Source organism: Paraburkholderia bryophila, from assembly GCF_013409255.1.
GTDB lineage: Bacteria > Pseudomonadota > Gammaproteobacteria > Burkholderiales > Burkholderiaceae > Paraburkholderia.
This window is the reverse complement of sequence record NZ_JACCAS010000002.1, coordinates 1,748,241-1,764,600: the sequence shown is the minus strand read 5'-3', so window position 1 is coordinate 1,764,600 and position 16,360 is coordinate 1,748,241. Positions and strand designations below refer to the sequence as shown.

At 62.6% G+C, this 16,360-nt stretch carries 11 protein-coding genes; 2 read left to right on the top strand and 9 right to left on the bottom strand.

Annotated features, from left to right (window positions below; translation table 11 throughout):
- Complete coding sequence (locus GGD40_RS28985; RefSeq protein ID WP_179745974.1) at positions 1 to 2,439, bottom strand: bifunctional acetate--CoA ligase family protein/GNAT family N-acetyltransferase; 2,439 nt, start codon at positions 2,437 to 2,439, stop codon at positions 1 to 3.
- 367 nt (positions 2,440 to 2,806) lie between these two features.
- Here GGD40_RS28985 and GGD40_RS28980 point away from each other — a divergent pair, with 367 nt between their 5' ends.
- Together GGD40_RS28980 and GGD40_RS28975 are read left to right on the top strand one after the other, a co-directional pair.
- Positions 2,807 to 3,676, top strand: coding sequence for a LysR family transcriptional regulator (locus GGD40_RS28980; RefSeq protein WP_179711062.1), 870 nt, complete (start codon positions 2,807 to 2,809; stop codon positions 3,674 to 3,676).
- A gap of 224 nt (positions 3,677 to 3,900) precedes the next feature.
- Positions 3,901 to 4,872: a fimbrial protein gene (locus GGD40_RS28975; RefSeq protein WP_179745973.1), complete on the top strand. Its 972-nt coding sequence runs from the start codon at positions 3,901 to 3,903 to the stop codon at positions 4,870 to 4,872.
- Positions 4,873 to 4,973: 101 nt separating this feature from the next.
- On the opposite strand, the gene GGD40_RS28970 is transcribed toward GGD40_RS28975, so the two are convergent.
- The 8 genes from GGD40_RS28970 to fae form a co-directional block, all read right to left on the bottom strand.
- The gene (locus GGD40_RS28970; RefSeq protein WP_179711066.1) at positions 4,974 to 6,575 is read right to left on the bottom strand and encodes a peptide chain release factor 3; all 1,602 of its coding nucleotides are present in this window, start codon (positions 6,573 to 6,575) and stop codon (positions 4,974 to 4,976) included.
- A gap of 267 nt (positions 6,576 to 6,842) precedes the next feature.
- Positions 6,843 to 9,470, bottom strand: a complete 2,628-nt coding sequence (locus tag GGD40_RS28965; protein ID WP_179745972.1) for a fimbria/pilus outer membrane usher protein — start codon at positions 9,468 to 9,470, stop codon at positions 6,843 to 6,845.
- A gap of 130 nt (positions 9,471 to 9,600) precedes the next feature.
- Entirely contained in the window at positions 9,601 to 10,344 is a 744-nt protein-coding gene (locus GGD40_RS28960) for a fimbria/pilus periplasmic chaperone (protein ID WP_179745971.1), read from the bottom strand.
- Positions 10,345 to 10,422: 78 nt separating this feature from the next.
- The gene (locus GGD40_RS28955; RefSeq protein WP_179745970.1) at positions 10,423 to 10,980 is read right to left on the bottom strand and encodes a fimbrial protein; all 558 of its coding nucleotides are present in this window, start codon (positions 10,978 to 10,980) and stop codon (positions 10,423 to 10,425) included.
- A gap of 292 nt (positions 10,981 to 11,272) precedes the next feature.
- Complete coding sequence (locus tag GGD40_RS28950; RefSeq protein ID WP_179745969.1) at positions 11,273 to 12,655, bottom strand: MFS transporter; 1,383 nt, start codon at positions 12,653 to 12,655, stop codon at positions 11,273 to 11,275.
- A 136-nt stretch (positions 12,656 to 12,791) separates the two neighbouring features.
- The gene (locus GGD40_RS28945) at positions 12,792 to 14,231 is read right to left on the bottom strand and encodes an NAD-dependent succinate-semialdehyde dehydrogenase (RefSeq protein WP_179745968.1); all 1,440 of its coding nucleotides are present in this window, start codon (positions 14,229 to 14,231) and stop codon (positions 12,792 to 12,794) included.
- Complete coding sequence (locus GGD40_RS28940) at positions 14,228 to 15,265, bottom strand: aldo/keto reductase (RefSeq protein ID WP_179745967.1); 1,038 nt, start codon at positions 15,263 to 15,265, stop codon at positions 14,228 to 14,230. Before GGD40_RS28940 ends, GGD40_RS28945 begins: the two co-directional genes overlap by 4 nt.
- 50 nt (positions 15,266 to 15,315) lie before the next feature.
- Complete coding sequence (gene fae / locus GGD40_RS28935; RefSeq protein WP_179711079.1) at positions 15,316 to 15,840, bottom strand: formaldehyde-activating enzyme; 525 nt, start codon at positions 15,838 to 15,840, stop codon at positions 15,316 to 15,318.
- Positions 15,841 to 16,360: the final 520 nt, after the last annotated feature.

The following is a 16,360-nucleotide window of genomic DNA, read 5'->3' as shown; positions in this document are numbered from 1 at the left end:
TCACTCGACGCTATTTTTTTGCGCTGACTCTGCGGTGGCGTTGGTCGCGTTGGTTGCGTCGGTCGCTTCGTCTAGCGCCATGCGGAAGCCGACCACCCCCGGATCTTCCGTCGGCGTGACCGTGAAACCGCAGGCTTTGGCGAGCGCGATCATCGGACCGTTTTCCCGCAACGCCTCGCCCACCAGCCAATGGGTACCACGCGCCCGCGCGTATTTGATGATGCGGTCCATCAGCAACTGACCGAGCCGCCGGCCTTTCTGGTCCGAGCGCACCGCCACCGCGAATTCAGCCGTTTCGTTGTCGGGATCGGCTACCGCGCGCACCACGCCGAGCGTGCGTGTGAAACCTTCGTCGCTCATGACTGTAGCGATCAGCGCCATCTCGCGGTCATAGTCGATCTGCGTCATGCGCGCGAGTTGCGAGTGGTCGAAGCTGCCCACCGCGCCGAAAAACCGCAGGCGCAAATCTTCCGGCGTCATCGCTTCGACGAAGTCATGATGTGCGGCCTCGTCTTCGGGACGGATCGGCCGCACGGTCACCTGCAAACCTTGCCAGTCGAGCGTCTCTTCGAAGCGGCGCGGATACGGCACGATCGCGAGCCGGCTGCGCGTGGTGGCAATGCTTAGCGTGGGGTTGACGACCACCACGTGTTCCTTGAAGACTCGCAGCGTCAATGCCAGACCCACGATTTCCTTGACGTCGCACACCGCCTGCGAGAGCGCCGTCAACGCGGCCAGCGCCGGCTCGGGCGACACCAGCCGCGCATAGCGCGAACGCGTGACGATGTCGCGCGCCAGCATCGGATTCAGCGGCGGCAGGCCGTAGACGCGCAGCGCTTCGGATACGCCATCCACCGACGGCGCGACGAAGCGGAAGACCGGGCCGAAGTTGTCGTCGTCGTGGAGTTCGACGGCGATGTCGACGACGGGCCGCGTGGACGGTGCGGCGTCGCTTTCCGCGAAATCGGGTTGCGCCTCGACCCGCAACCCGAAACGCCGGAGAAAGGTCATCGCCGTTGCGCCGGTGAGTTGGTGCTCGCCGGCCGTCAGCGCCGCGCGCGCTTGCGCCTGCGCGGCGTCGATCGCCGCCGGAATCTGCGCCGGCAAACCTTCCGGCGTCTGCATCAGCAATTCGCGCCCCATCCGGTAATCGATCAGACGCGCGAAGGCGCGGGCGAGCCGCTGCGGCGTCGTATGAACCGGAATGCCCTGCGCGTGCAAGGCGTCGCGCGTGGCAGCATCCACGCCGCCGAAGAAGCACGCCAGCAAGCCACGGTACGCGAACCGCTGGTTAGCGATCAGCGCCTGCGCGACTTCGCCGACCGGCGCGCCATGCGTCGATGCATGCACCACGAACGCCGTGCCGGTGCTGCGATGGTCCGCGATTAGCTTGAGCGCGGTGCCGAAGTGCTCCGGCCGGGCGTCGTCGCCCAGTTGCAGCGGGTTGCCGCCCACCGCGTGCGGCAACACCTGACGCAGCGCGTCCGACGCTTCGTCGGGCCACGGCGCGAGCGTATCGCCGGCGGCCGCGAAGGCGTCGCAAGCGAGCGTGGCGAGGCCACGGTCGCTGGTGATCAGCGTCGCCGTCGCGCCGGCCGCGACGCGGCCCACGCCGAGCGTTTCGATTTCGTCGAGCAGATCGTCGAGCGCGTCGACGCGCACCATGCCGGCCCGGCGGAACGCGGCGGTGTAGAGCGCATCCGCGGGATCGGCGCGCCCTGAACGCAACGCCAGCACCGGCTTGTTACGCGCCGCCGCGCGCGCCGCCGACATGAACTTGCGCGCCGCCCGCACGCTGTCGAGTTCGAGCAGAATGGCGCGCGTGCCGGGATCGCTCGCCAGATAATCGAGGACGTCGCCCGCATCCACATCGGCCTCGCCGCCCAGCGCGACCGCGTGCGAAAACCCAAGCCCCCGGGCGTGCGCCCAGCCGAGCACGGCATTGGTCAGCGCGTTCGACTGCGACACCCACGCGACGCCGCCCGCCTTGACCGTGCACGACGGCGCGCCGAGATGCGCGCGCAGCGCCGGCGACACCACGCCGAGGCTGCCCGGTCCGACGATCCGCAGCAGATGCGGCCGCGCCGCCGAAAGCGCGTGACGCAACGCGAGGCGGTCGTCATCGCTGCGCGCCTCGCCGACGATAATCGCCGCCCGCGTGCCCAGCCCGCCGAGCTTGTGGATGATGCCGGGCCACGTGGCCGGCGGCGTGCAGATCACCGCGACGCTCGGCGCTTGCGGCAGATCGCCGACATCGCCGATCACCGTGTGGCCGCCCAAGGTCGCGTGATTCGGATTGACCGGCCACAACGGACCGTCGAAGCCGCCTTCCAGCACGCGCGCCCACACCATCGCGCCGGTGCTGCCCGGCCGCTCGGAAGCGCCGATCACGGCGACGGATTTGGGTCGGAATAAGGCGTCGAGGTTGCGGACGGTCACGGGCGCTCCGTAGAGTGGGAAGGCGCGGCGGCTTGATCGCCGAACGCGCGTCTCGTCAGGATAGGCGAAGTCGGGCGCTTGCGCGGCGCATCGCGAGCGCTCGCGTGACAAGTTGCGTGGTCCGCTTGATTTTCACTTTCATGCCACGGAATTTTTTCCGACGCTCCAAGCACAATATCCAGCGTCAGTGCGACAATCCCAAGCGATGCCAACTGGCATCGCTTGAATAAAGACGCGAGCCGACCACGGCTCGCGCGGCGCGTGGGAGACAACGCGCGGTCAGTACGCAGTACGGCCATCCATTCCGCAGTGCGGCTCGCACCCTGACCCGCCCGCACCGCATGACTAAAGAAATAGAAGGTGATGTATGCGACGCTTGCCCTCGTTGATCGCGTTGCGTTTCTTCGAAGAGACGGCCCGCCATATGAGCTTCAATCGCGCGGCGACGGCGCTGTGCGTGACGCAAGGCGCGGTGAGCCGGCAGATCAAACTGCTCGAGGAATCGCTGGGCGCGAAACTGTTCGAGCGCGATCACAAGGGCATTCGGTTGACGCCGGCCGGGGTGCAGTTCCTGCCGTGCCTGTCCGAAGCGTTCGACACCATCGAGCGTGGTTTCCGGCAGATTACCGCGGCGAAGGGACAGCGACGCCTGGTGGTCGCCGTGCCGCCCACGTTCGCGACGCAATGGTTTTCGCCGCGGCTCGGGTCGCTCGCGGTGGAGCTGCCTGACGTCGAGCTGTCGATCCGTACCGAGCCGACCAACGACTGTCATTGCACCATCCGCTTCGGCCGCCATGCGCTGCCCGATGCCCATTCCGAATTGCTGATGATCGAGCGTCACGTGCTGGTCGGCGCGCCGCGTCTGCTGGGACAGCCGCTCGATCAACTGCTCGAACAGATGCCCGCGCTGCATGTGCTGCATAACGATGCGCGGCTGGATCTGTGGCCGAACTGGCTGGCCAAAGCCGGTTTGCCTGCGCATTACGCGGAAAACGGTACCGAGTTCTCGACGTTGGAACAGGCGATTCGTGCCGCGCGCAAAGGCGCGGGTTTGGCGATCGTCGACCGGAACATGATCGTCGAAGAACTCGCGGATGGAAGTCTCGCGCAGTTTTCCGATATCGAAGTGGCGGGGCCGTTTGGGTATTGGTTAGATGTCGCGCAACGTCATGCTGGGCTTGAGCATGTGCAGGCGTTTGCGGGGTGGATGCGGGAAGAGGGGTTGAAGGTGGGGTGAAGGGGCCAGAATTCCGCGCGATATTTGCGGCGATTTCTCGAAAACCTAAGAATGCTCCGATTTAATTTGAGATGCGGACGGACCAAAATTCTGGATAGCCACGGCACTCGCCGCGGTGAGGCCGAGAGGGCATCAAGGACCAAAGTTGTCGCGCGTATCGGTCACGACGTGAGGCACAACGGCAAGTCTTCTCGCACGACAGCCCCGACCCGTAGGTACCGAAGATGCTCTCTCTTGCAAGTAGAACACGCGCCACCGCGCGCTTTATTGTGCTTGCCATTTTTGCGCTTGGCTGGACCGCCAGTGCTCACGCGGATTGCCCCACCACCGGCCTGCCGGCAACCTTTACGTATGGGACTGTGGCCGTGTCCAATTCGCTTGTCGCTGGCGATACGATCCCAGGCACCGTTAAGAGTTTCACGCTGTCAGGGCAATGCACGAACTCGACAACGTTCGACATACCAGTCGTTGTCTGCACCTCCGGCCAAACACCTGTGCCGGGGATGCCCGGGGTCTTCACGACAGGGCTAACCGGAGTGGGTATGCGCATGCGAAACAGCCAGGGAGTCGCGCTCAATCCGTCAGCGACCTGCGGTGCCGATTCGTCGTTAGGTAATACCACCTCCAATGGGAGTTTCAATGTCTCCGGCACCGTTGAACTGGTGAAGACCGGCAGCATTACTGGCGGCACAATCACGTCGGCGCAGTACGTCAGTGGTGTCCTGAACACCAATATCCCGCTCAATAATGGCTCGAACAGACTCACCCTTACGACAGGCGCGATTCGTCCCGTCACTTGTTCGGTCACGGCCGATACAGCCACCCAAACCATCGCGCTACGTCCCGTTAGCGCGTCCGCATTCCCAGCCGCAGGTTCTACGGCAGCAAATGCGCCGTTCTCGATCGGTCTAAGCTGCCAGGCTGGCGTCTCAGTTGCCGTCACCTTTTCGTCAGCGTCCGGCTCATCAAGCCTGCCGAACGTCATCGCGTCGAACGGCACGGCGACTGGCATAGGCGTGCAATTGCTCAATGCCTCTCGTTCGGCAATTAAGTTGGATAGCCCACTCCAATTGACTTCCGGTACCACAGGCAATGCATCGTTCCAGTTTTTCGCGCAGTACTATCGTTTGGGTGTCGCATCCGTGGCGCCAGGCACCGTCAATGCTGCGGCTATATTCACGATGACCTATCAATAGTCACGTTAGCCAATAAAGCAAAAGGCCCCGTCAAGAAGACGGGGCCTTTTGCTTTGCGGTGAGGCGCCGGCACGAGCCGAAACCGGGCAAATTCGATAGACCTACATCGTCTTCTTGAACGGCGCACCCGAATGCTCGCGCAACTCATTGAACACGATCTTCGGCCACGCCTTCTGCGCAACTTCGATCTCCGACACGTGCGACGCCAGATACGTCGGCGCATCTGATGCGTCGAGCGCGATCCGCGCTGCGTAGGAATCCGTGAAGCGACGCAATTCGGCCGCGTCGTCGCAGGTCACCCAGCGCGACATCCGGTAGCGTGCCGACGCCATCCGCACATCGACCTTGTATTCCGTCGACAGCCGGTGCGCCACCACTTCGAACTGAAGTTGCCCGACAGCGCCGAGAATCATCAAGCCGCCGACTTCCGGACGGAACACCTGAATCGCGCCTTCCTCGCCGAGTTGCTTCAGCGCCTCGCCGAGCTGCTTGGCGCGCATCGGATCGACCACTTCCACCGTCTGGAAAATTTCCGGCGCGAAGAACGGCAGGCCGACGAATTGCAGCATTTCGCCTTCGGTCAACGTGTCGCCGAGACTCAGCGTGCCGTGATTCGGAATACCGATGATGTCGCCCGGATACGCCTCACTCACGGTCTCACGACGTTGCGACAGAAACGTCACCACGTTGTTGGCACGGAACGTCTTGTTGGTACGCGTCACCTTCACCGCCATACCGCGTTCGAAGTGCCCCGAACACACGCGGATAAACGCCACGCGGTCGCGGTGCGCCAGATCCATGTTCGCCTGAACCTTGAACACGACGCCGGTGAACTTCGGCTCGTCCGGCAGCACCGGACGCTGCACGGTCATGCGCATGGACGGCGGCGGCGCCAGATCGACCAGCGCGTCGAGAATTTCCTTCACACCGAAGTTGTTGATCGCCGAGCCGAACAGCACCGGCGACTGCTGACCGGCGAGAAACTGCTCACGATCGAAGTCGGGCGAAGCGCCGGTGATCAGGTCGATTTCTTCTTTCGCCTTCACCCAGCTATGGCCGAAGCGGCGTTCGCCTTCTTCGTTGCCCAGCGCCTGCAGCGTTTCGACCTCGCCGCCCGCCTTATCCTGTCCGGCGCGGAACAAACGCACCTGATCGCGCTGGATGTCGTAGACGCCCTGGAATTCCTTACCCATGCCGATCGGCCAGGTGAACGGCACGGCGGCCACACCCAGATGCTGCTCGATTTCGTCGAGCAGTTCGAGCGGCTCGCGCACTTCGCGGTCGAGCTTGTTGATGAAGGTGACGATCGGCGTCTTGCGGCTGCGGCAGACTTCGAGCAGCTTCAGCGTTTGCGCTTCGACACCGTTGGCGCCGTCGATCACCATCACGGCGGCATCGACCGCGGTCAACACACGGTACGTATCTTCGGAGAAGTCTTCGTGGCCCGGCGTGTCGAGCAGGTTGATGACGGCGTCGCCGTACTCGAACTGCATCACCGAGCTGGCCACCGAAATGCCCCGCTGCTTTTCGATTTCCATCCAGTCGGACGTAGCGTAGCGGTTGCTCTTGCGGCCCTTCACGGTACCGGCGATCTGAATCGCGCCCGAGAACAGCAGCAGTTTTTCGGTGAGCGTGGTTTTACCCGCGTCCGGGTGGGAAATAACCGCGAACGTGCGGCGGCGTTTGAGTTCGGAGACTGACATCGGGTCTGGCGGTCACGGATAGGGGTTCGGGCGGTTCCCGGCGGCTTGTGGCGACCGGCGTGCCGCGCCTTGCGCGGCGGCGTCGAGCTGCGGGAGTTGGGCCGGGACCCGCGTCACAGTGGCGACCCGAGCGCGTCGGAAACAGGTCACGAACGAGCGTTCGACAATCCGGGAATCGCCAGCGCAGAACAGCGCAGGGAACGAATGATACACGTCATGGGGGCGGAAGGAGGGAAAGGACGTGCCGCGCCGAGGGCGCGGTGCCGGCTAGTCGGCGGAAATCGCGGCGCGCTGACTCGTTTGCACGTCGGAAATACAGTGCGCTTCCACCGACGTATAAGCGGTGGCCGCCTGACCCGTCTTCTTCGGCAACACATACTCGATCCGGCACTCTTCCGACGCCGCGGCGCCCCATTTCACAAACAGCGCACCCTTATCGTCGAGGCCACGCGCAAAAATCCGGCTGTCCTGCGCCACGACACCCACAGTGCGTCCGTTGCCATCCATCACATCCGCGCCGAACGGCAGCGCCTTGTCGCCCAGTTGCGGCGCGCGAATCAGCGCGGCACGGCCGCTCACGGTTTTGTACCTGAGCATCACAACCGACCCAAGGCGCGGCACGGCTTGTTCCGACGTCGATTCGAACTCAATATCCGTCGAGGTGCCCTTCGGATCGATATCGACGGTATTCATGCCGTATGGCGTGAGGTACGGCACCACCGCATAACCACGGCGATCGAGCTTGACGCCCGGCGCGCTGGTCACCTTCGCGCCTGCTGCCCCCGGTGCTTCGACGATGCCGAAGGTATCGCCCACGGTCTGCGACAGCGTCACGCCGCCCGGATGCACGACGACCGAACCACTGATACCCGCCGACACCTGGCTCGACTGTGAACCCGAACTCGCGGACGCCGTCATCTGCGCATACGGCGCGCGGTACGTGCCGCTCGCGCCGGCATTGGCGGAGCTGCCGCCGTTGCCGCCGCTGGACGTGCCATACGTGCCGTACGCGTTATAAGAGTACTGATTCGCATCGCCCAGCGAGCCGCCGACGCTGGCCTGCAGGTTCGTGCTGCCCGACGCGCTCGACAGATTGGTCGACAGCAACGGCGCGTGCTGGCTGCGGCCAAGCGGAATGGTGGTGCTGACCATGTACTGATTCGACATGGAGCCGTTAGCGCTGCGTGTGCGCCCAGCGGTCACGCTGTAGGTCCCATATTTGTAGCTGTTGGTGTAACCCGCTTGATAAAACGTATCGCTGCCGTCGCGATTCCAGTATTGCTGGGCCGACGCGCTCAGAAACACCGAGCCGTAGTTCTTGAAGTTCTGGTTCACGGAGAGCTGGAAACGGTTGCGTTGCCGATAAACCGAATCGATATCGCCGCCGTGCATGGCGAGGTCGCGCACCGACGAGGCATCCGACAAATTCATGAAACCCGCTGTCGAATAGCGATAAGCCGCCACCGAAATGTTCGTGTTGGTCGGATCGATGAACTTGCTGTAACCAATGCGCAAGCTGGCGCCGCGCTGGCTGTTCTGGTTCGGCACCTGCGTCTGCGCGGCGGTCACGTCGGCCGACAACGCGCCGAACTTCGTGTTGAGCGCCGCGCCGATATCGGCGGCCACATAACCGTTTGCCGCGACGCCGCCGCCATACGCCGTCACCGAGTTCGTCAGGCCGCGTTGCAGCGTGAACTGCGCAAAATTCGGCTTCGTATCGAGCGTCGCGTTGCGCAACTGGCCGGCCGTCGCCGAGAAGCGCGTCGTGCCGGGCCGCAAGGACTGCGCGACCGCGGCATACGGTACGGTGAAACGCTTGGTGCGACCGTCGGCCTCGGTCACCGTCACGTCGAGGTTGCCGCCATAACCGGTCGCATACAGATCATTGATTTCGAACGGGCCCGGCGACACGCTCGTTTCGTACATCACCTGGCCGTTCTGCCGGATCGACACGCGCGCGTTCGTTTCCGCCGTGCCGCGTACGACCGGCGCATAGCCGCGCAGCGATTCGGGCAACATGCGGTCGTCGGTGGCGATCTGCACGCCGCGGAACTGCACGCTGTCGAATATATCGCCCGTGGTGTAACCGTCGCCCAGCGTCACCTGCGATTTCAGCGCGGCAACGTCGTGTTGCACATAGGTCGCGATGTCGTCGAAGCGCGTGGCCTGGCCACTTTGCTGCGAAACGGACGATTGATGACGCACATGCCAGGCGCCAATGTTCACGCCGGCATTCAGACCGAGATAGCTCTGCGTCGAATCCATGCCCGAGCCGGCGGTGCGGTAGGTATTCGCGTTGTAGCTGACAAAGCCCGCGTTGACGCCGGTTTGCCACATGTCAGGCGGCACGTAGCCGCGCGCGGCGTTACGCATGTACTTCTGCGGCACGCTTAGCATCAACTTCTGCTCCGAAAAATCAAAGTCGATCGACGACTCCGGCACGAGTACCGCGAGATCGACGCATTCGTCACCGGCCTTCGCATCCTGATTCACGCCGACCTTGGCAAAATCGACACCCAGCGTTTCCAGCATTTGACGGCTCAAGCAAGCGCGAGCGCTCTGTCCTTCACGTGCCGCAACAAAGCGCAGATCCTGACGCGCCACCCGAATATCGTTGACCCAGATGTCGACCGAATACACGCCCGCCGACACCGTATTGCCGCGTGCGAATCGCGCGAGGTCCACGCCTTGAGTCGAATCGGTCCGCAGAAACGTCGTATCGAACTGGACGGCCGCGTCCGCGTTATGGGCTTCAGATGCACTCACGCTCGCCGACTGCACGCCGCCCAACACCGCAAAAACCGACATAACGACGGTAGCGACAGGGCTCAGGCCGAACGGACCCGTGATCGCGCTGGCGCGAACTTGCGACTGATGACCCGGTGAGCGTTTCATGATCTGACTGACTTCCAATGTCTGCAACAGACGTGCGTTGTCCCAGTGCGTTGCGGAGGCAACGCACGCCGTGCTTGAAAAAGGTTGAATTCGGACGGAGGCGGCCGCCCGGCCGGCAAACTGCCGCGGCCTATTGACCGAGCGACGCGTCGCCATCGAGGGCGCCGCCGTAATCGTTGATTGCGGTGTAGTGAACCTTGGCGCCTGCGCCGGCGGCATTCATCTTTGCGATCGGCAAAACCACCGATGCACGCGGCGCAACCATGCCGCCCTGTTCGTTCTTGAAGACATGCCCGTTGCTTTCCACATCGACCTCACTGAACGACACGTAGTAAGGCGTCGGATTCGTGACGCTGACCGCCTGGCCTTTGCCATCCGGCGAGATCGCGATCTTCCAGGTCAATTGCGCCGGTGCGTCCTCGGGATTGCCCGGCAATCTGGCCGGACGCACAAAGACCTTGATACGCGTGCGATACGCCAGTTGCAGCGAGTTGACGTCCGGCGCGCTGTCGGCCTTAGGCGGAATGTCGAGTACGTTGAGCCAATAGATCGATTCGCGATCCTGCGGGACCGCTTCGCCGCTATACATCACGCGCAGCGTCTGCGCTTTCTTCGCATCCATCCGGAAGATCGGCGGCGTGATCACAAACGGCACCTTGATTTCACCGGGTTTTGCGTCCGGATTGCCGTCGTCCATCCATACCTGAACCAGCGACGGGCCGCGGCTATCGTTGTCCAGCTTGACCGTGACTTCGCGTTGCTCCAGCGGATACACCACGCGCGTACCACCGATCGTCACGCTGGCCTGTGCGCCACCCGCAAGCAGCGCGCAGGCAAAACCGATTCCCATCGTCATTTTTTCGAGCAACTTCATCACAGCACCTTTGACAATAATCTTGAAAATAGCCGTTAAAAAAAGGCGTTCGCGTCAACGAACGCCTTGGGCCTTCGCTTACTGATACTGCATCGTGTATTGAACCGACGTGCTGACGGTGCCGGCGGTCGCCTTACCCTCTGAGAAGTACTGCGCGAAATACTTCACGCTCGCGCCACCGCCGCTGATCATGGTCGAGTTCGTCGAGATGTCGTTGTTCGCATTCGTCATGATGTTGATCGGTTGCATCTGCGCGTTCAGCAAACGAACCTGCACTTTCGTCGCCGTACCGGAGTTGTTGAGGTAACCATTGGTCTGGTCGACGGTAGGACCGTTTTCGAAGCGGGCGATTGCCTTCGTGGCGGCGCCTGTGCAACCGCTTAGGGTCAGTGCCAGGTCACTCGGGTTCGACGTACCGGCCACGTTGCCAGCCGTCGACAGCGAACCTGCGGACACCGACGGCAACGTGATCGACTTGTCAGCCGGGGTGCCCGTTGCCGTGCCGTTGATCGAGCACGTGGTATCCGACACCGTGCCGGTAATGGTGATCGTGCCGTCCGCGGCCTGCGCGCTGAATGATGCGAGACCCAACAGACCGCTGGTTGCGAGGGCGATGGCGGGAAGAATGGCTTTCATGTTTGCTACTCCGGTAAGTTGAAAAGTGGCCTGTCGTTCAGGCGCAAAGAAATATTAAGATTTCGCACTTCTTAAATATCTAGGACGATTCTTATTAATTGAGATAAGGAGCGCGGTGTGATTTGAGGCGTTTCGCTGATACGTTTTTCGATCAAGGAGAAAATAAGACTTCTCCTAAAAATTCAATGAGAAAAAGCCCGAATCGAATGATCGAGCCACAATTTGAGCCACCCAATAGAAAACCCGCCGCATCGTTGCCGATGCGGCGGGTTTTTTTCAGCGTTGCGGCGAGTTAGGCGCCGCTGGCTTCGTTCAGCGTGAGATGTTTCGTCTCAGGCGCCCACGCTATCGACACCACCATGCCGATCAGCAGGACCGTCGCCAGCACCGTCATCGTCGCGTGAAAACCCAGGTGGACGATGCCCAGCGGCAGCAGAAACGTGCCGACTGCCGAACCGAGCCGGCTGCAAGCGATCGCGAGGCCCACGCCGCAGGCGCGCACCTCGGTCGGAAAGCATTCCGGCGGAAACACGCCGACGAGATTGGAGAACGCCGACATCGTCAGCGTGAAGATCGCGAACGCGACGATCATGCCCATCGCCGCCGATTCCGGCAGCACGCTCAACGCGATCAGCGACAAACACGTCACCGCGAACGATCCAATCAGGAACACCCGGCGCGGCAGTTTGATGGTCAGCCAGATACCGATCAGCGCACCGAGCACGAGAAATCCGTTCAGCAGAAAATCCGCGCTCGAGTCGTTGTTCAAATGGATCGCTTTCAGGATGGTCGGCAGGAACGTATAGATCGCGAAATAAGGAATGACGAGGCACACAAAAAACGCGCAATTGAAAATCGTCCGGCGAATCAGGTCTTTTCTGAACAGACGCGCGAAGCCGCCGGCCATCTGACCATGTTCGTCGTGGCCGCCGTCGAGCGTGACGTGGGCGCCGAAATGCTTGAGCAGGACCGCGCGGGCTTCCGCGACGCGGCCTTTGCCATGCAACCAGCGCGGCGATTCAGGCGTGCCCATGCGCAGCACCAGCACGATCAGCGCGGGTACGCCCGCGGAGGCAAGCAACCACCGCCAGGCATCGGGCGATGCGTCGGCGTAATGCATGCCGAGCACGTTCGCCACCACGTAGCCGATCGTCCACACCACGCTGAACGAGCCGAGCAAGGTGCCACGATGCTTGCGCGGCGAGAATTCCGCGAGAATCGCATGCCCCACGGCGAAATCGCCGCCCATGCCGAAGCCGATCAGCACGCGCAACAAACACAACTCAGCCGGCGAGCGCACATAGAACTGCGCGAACGCGGCCGCGGTGATGATCAGGAAACTCAGCAGAAAAATTTTCTGGCGTCCCAACCGGTCCGACAACCAGCCGAACACCAGGCTACCGAAGAAAATCCCCATCAGCGCGGAGCTGCCGATCATGCCCATCCAGAATGCGTCGAGCGGCATCTGGCGATTCATCGCGGCAAGCGCGTAGCCGATCGTGCCGAGCGCGAATCCTTCCGTGAAATGCGCGCCGAACGTCAAACCGGCGATCTTGACGTGAAAGGCGTTCAGCGGAACGTCGTCGAGCGAAATGCGGCCGCGCGCGGGGGCCGCCGCGGCCGGCAAGGTAGGGGCAAGGCCGAGAGCGGCCGTCTGGATGTCCTGATTGCTCACGCTGTCTCCTTCGTGTTTATGAATGACCGGGCGCGACCGGCGTCTTGCCGGCCACGCCCGGTTGTGCCAGGTTACGCCGCGTGTTTTCCGCGGCATTTTTCCGGCATGCGCGTGGCGAGACGCGCAGATTTTCCGCTCAGCGCCCGAGGCCGCCCATCATCATGTATTTCAACTCGGTGTATTCGTCGAGCCCGTACTTCGAGCCTTCGCGGCCGAGGCCCGATTGTTTGACGCCACCGAACGGCGCGACTTCCGTCGACAGAATTCCCTCGTTGATGCCGACCATGCCGCTTTCCAGCGCTTCGCCGACGCGCCACGCCCGGGCCAGGTCGCGCGTGTAGAAATACGCCGACAGGCCGAACGGTGTGTCGTTGGCCGCGTGGATGGCTTCTTCTTCGGTCTTGAAGCGGAAGCACGCCGCGACCGGACCGAAAGTTTCTTCGGCCGCGATCAGCATCGCGCTGGAGGCGTCGGCGAGAACGGTCGGCTCGTAGAACGTGCCGCCGAGCGCATGCGGTTTGCCGCCCGTCAAAATCTTCGCGCCCTTTTGCAACGCATCGGCGACGTGCGTTTCGACCTTCTTCAACGCAGCCTGATTGATCAGCGGACCTTGTTCGACCTCGCCTTGCAACGCGTTCCCGACGCGCATCTTGCGCACCGCGTTCGTCAGCGCCTGCGTGAACGCGTCGTAAATGCCGTCCTGCACGTAGAAGCGATTGACGCACACACAGGTCTGCCCGGTGTTACGGAATTTCGACGCCATCGCGCCTTGCACGGCGGCGTCGAGATCGGCGTCGTCGAACACGATGAACGGCGCGTTGCCGCCGAGTTCGAGCGACAGCTTCTTCAGCGTATCCGCCGACTGCTTCGCGAGCAGTTTGCCGACGCGCGTCGAGCCGGTGAACGAGAGCTTGCGCACCACGTCGGATTCGGTGAGCGCGCCGCCAATCGCCACCGCGTCGCCCGAAACGACGTTGAACACGCCCGACGGAATGCCGGCTTTCTGCGCCAGCACCGCGAGCGCCAACGCGGACAACGGCGTTTCTTCCGACGGCTTGAGCACCATCGTGCAACCGGCCGCCAGTGCGGGACCGGCCTTACGCGTAATCATCGCAAGCGGGAAGTTCCACGGCGTGATGGCCGCGACCACGCCCACCGGTTCGCGCGTGACGATGATCTTCGCGTTCGGATTGGGACTCGGGATCACGTCGCCATACGCGCGCTTGGCTTCTTCCGCGAACCATTCGAAGAAGCTGGCCGCGTAGCCGACTTCGCCGCGCGCCTCGGCAAGCGGTTTGCCTTGCTCGAGCGTCAGCAGTTCGGCGAGCGCGTCGCGATTTTCGAGCATCAGCTCGCCCCAGCGTTTGACGCGCGCGCCGCGCTCTTTGGCGGTCAATGCGCGCCACGCGGGAAACGCACGCTCGGCGGCGGCGATCGCCTGCCCGGCTTCTTCCGCGCCGCCTTTCGCGACCTGAGCGACGACCTCGCCGGTCGCGGGATTCAGTACGGCATAGGTGTTGGTGCTCTCGTACCACTCGCCGCCAATGTAATGCGCCGTCCGCAGAAATTCGTTCATGCCGCCTTCTCCAGATTCTCGACGAATGTGCCCTGCGCGAGCCGAGGCTCACGAGCGATACGCCGTCCCGAGGTGTAATCGTTGATCAGATCGCACGGGGTGTAATTGCGTTCGAGTTCGAACAGCTCATCCGCCGAGAGCGTGGTGCCGAGCGCGGCCACGGCGCTATCGAACTGCGCCGGCGTATCCGCGCCGACCAGCATGCTCGCGACGCCGTGATGATTCAGCACCCACGCCTGCGCGATTTGCGCGGCGGACACGCCACGCCGTGCGGCCACCCGCGCCACCGACGCGGCGATCTCGCGCGAAGCGTCGTCGCCGTACATTTGCGCGGTGAAGAAGTCCGTCTGATTGCGCGTCGAGTTCGGATCGCAGGTCAGCAGCCCGCGCGCCAGCGGACTGAACACCGACACGCCGACGCCCTGATCCTGGCAATACGGAATCATTTCGCGCTCTTCCTCGCGATACGCCAGATTCAACTGCAATTGCATGTTGATCGGTTTGTGCCAGCCGTTGCGCTCGCAGACCTGCATGATCTTCGCGAACTGCCACGTGTACATGGTCGACACGCCGATATAGCGAGCCTTGCCGGCGCGCACGATATCGTTCATCGCGCTCATGCTTTCCTCGACCGGCGTGTTGACGTCGAAGAAATGCAGCATGTAGAGATCGACGTAGTCCATGCCCAGGCGTGTCAGTGAACCGTCGATGCCGTCCATGATGTGCTTGCGCGAATGGCCGCCGGCGTTCTGATACGCGCCCATGTCATAGCCGACTTTGGTGGTCACGACGATTTCCTCGCGACGCGCGATCCGTTTCAGAATGCGGCCCACCACCTCTTCACCGACGCCGGTCGAATAGAAATCCGCCAGGTCGATGAAGTTCACGCCCGCTTCGATCGCGTGACGAACGATCGGCTCGCTTTGCGCTTCGTCGAAGATCCACGGCTTCCATTGCGGCGTGCCCATGTTCATCGTGCCGAGGCACAAACGCGAAACTTTGAGGCCGGAATGGCCGAGGCGAATGTATTCCATGATGCTTGTCTCCTGTCGTATGAGGCTGCGCTACATGGCGCGCCACACGATCAACGTTGTTTGGGTGTGTAAAACGGATTCGACACTTCGCGCGCTGCGGCGAATACTTCATCGCGATGCGGCAGGCCCTTCATCGCAGCGAGAATCGCGTTCTTGCACGCGCGGTAGTTGTTCTCGAAGACGGCGTCGAGATCGTCAGTACTCGGATTGACCCAGTTCGCCGACACCACCACCCAATCGTTTTCCGCTTCGGGCGGCAGCGTGCCGTTTTCCAGCGACTCGGCGACCGCCTTCGCAATGCCCGCTTGCGAAGCGCCCCAGGTTGCGTTGCCGTGGAAGTCGCTGCCGATCTGCGCCTTGTTCACATACAGCGTCAGAGGTTTGGTCGGCACGCCCGGACGCGCGATCACGACGAACGGCGCGTGGCCTGCAGAAGGCGTCGCCAATGCGGTAGCGAAGGCCTGTCCCGCCGGACCGTTGCGCGGGCCGACCAGCACGTTGATGTGCGCGAGGTTGACGCCCGGGCCTTCGAATCCTTCGCCGATAAAGAGTTGTTTGTCCGTCGATACGCTCATGGTCATTCCGTTGGGGGGTAAAGGGATGACCGATTGTGCTGTTCGGCAACCTCGCCCCTGTAACGATGAGTTTTGATGCGGGGTATGAGGCGAACTCAACTCCGGGTTTGTGCGGAGCGCGACGACGGGCGTCAGCCTGAGGCGAACGCAAAGGTGAGCGTTTTCGGGACCTGCGACGGTGAAGCCCGAATCACCCTGAAAGGTGATCACGCGAGACGGCGCTCACGCACTGGCAACACGAAGCTGAAAAGAGAGTTGAAATGCGATGAAGTGGGTGGAAACCGATTCTTCGGATCGCCTGGTAATGCCCGCCAGCCAAGGCTGGCACGGGTTTGGCGGGATCGTCCGCGGGCTCGGGAGAGCGGCCGCAAGCACACTCGAAGGTGCGTCAGTCGACAAAACCAGGCTCACCGAAACAACGCAGCCCGCTATGCGCTATCTAGAAAATGCCGTGGTCCGCAACTCGTCGCGAGGTCAAAGGTGAGTGTTTTCGGGATCTGCCCAGCGGTGCGGAAAAAAC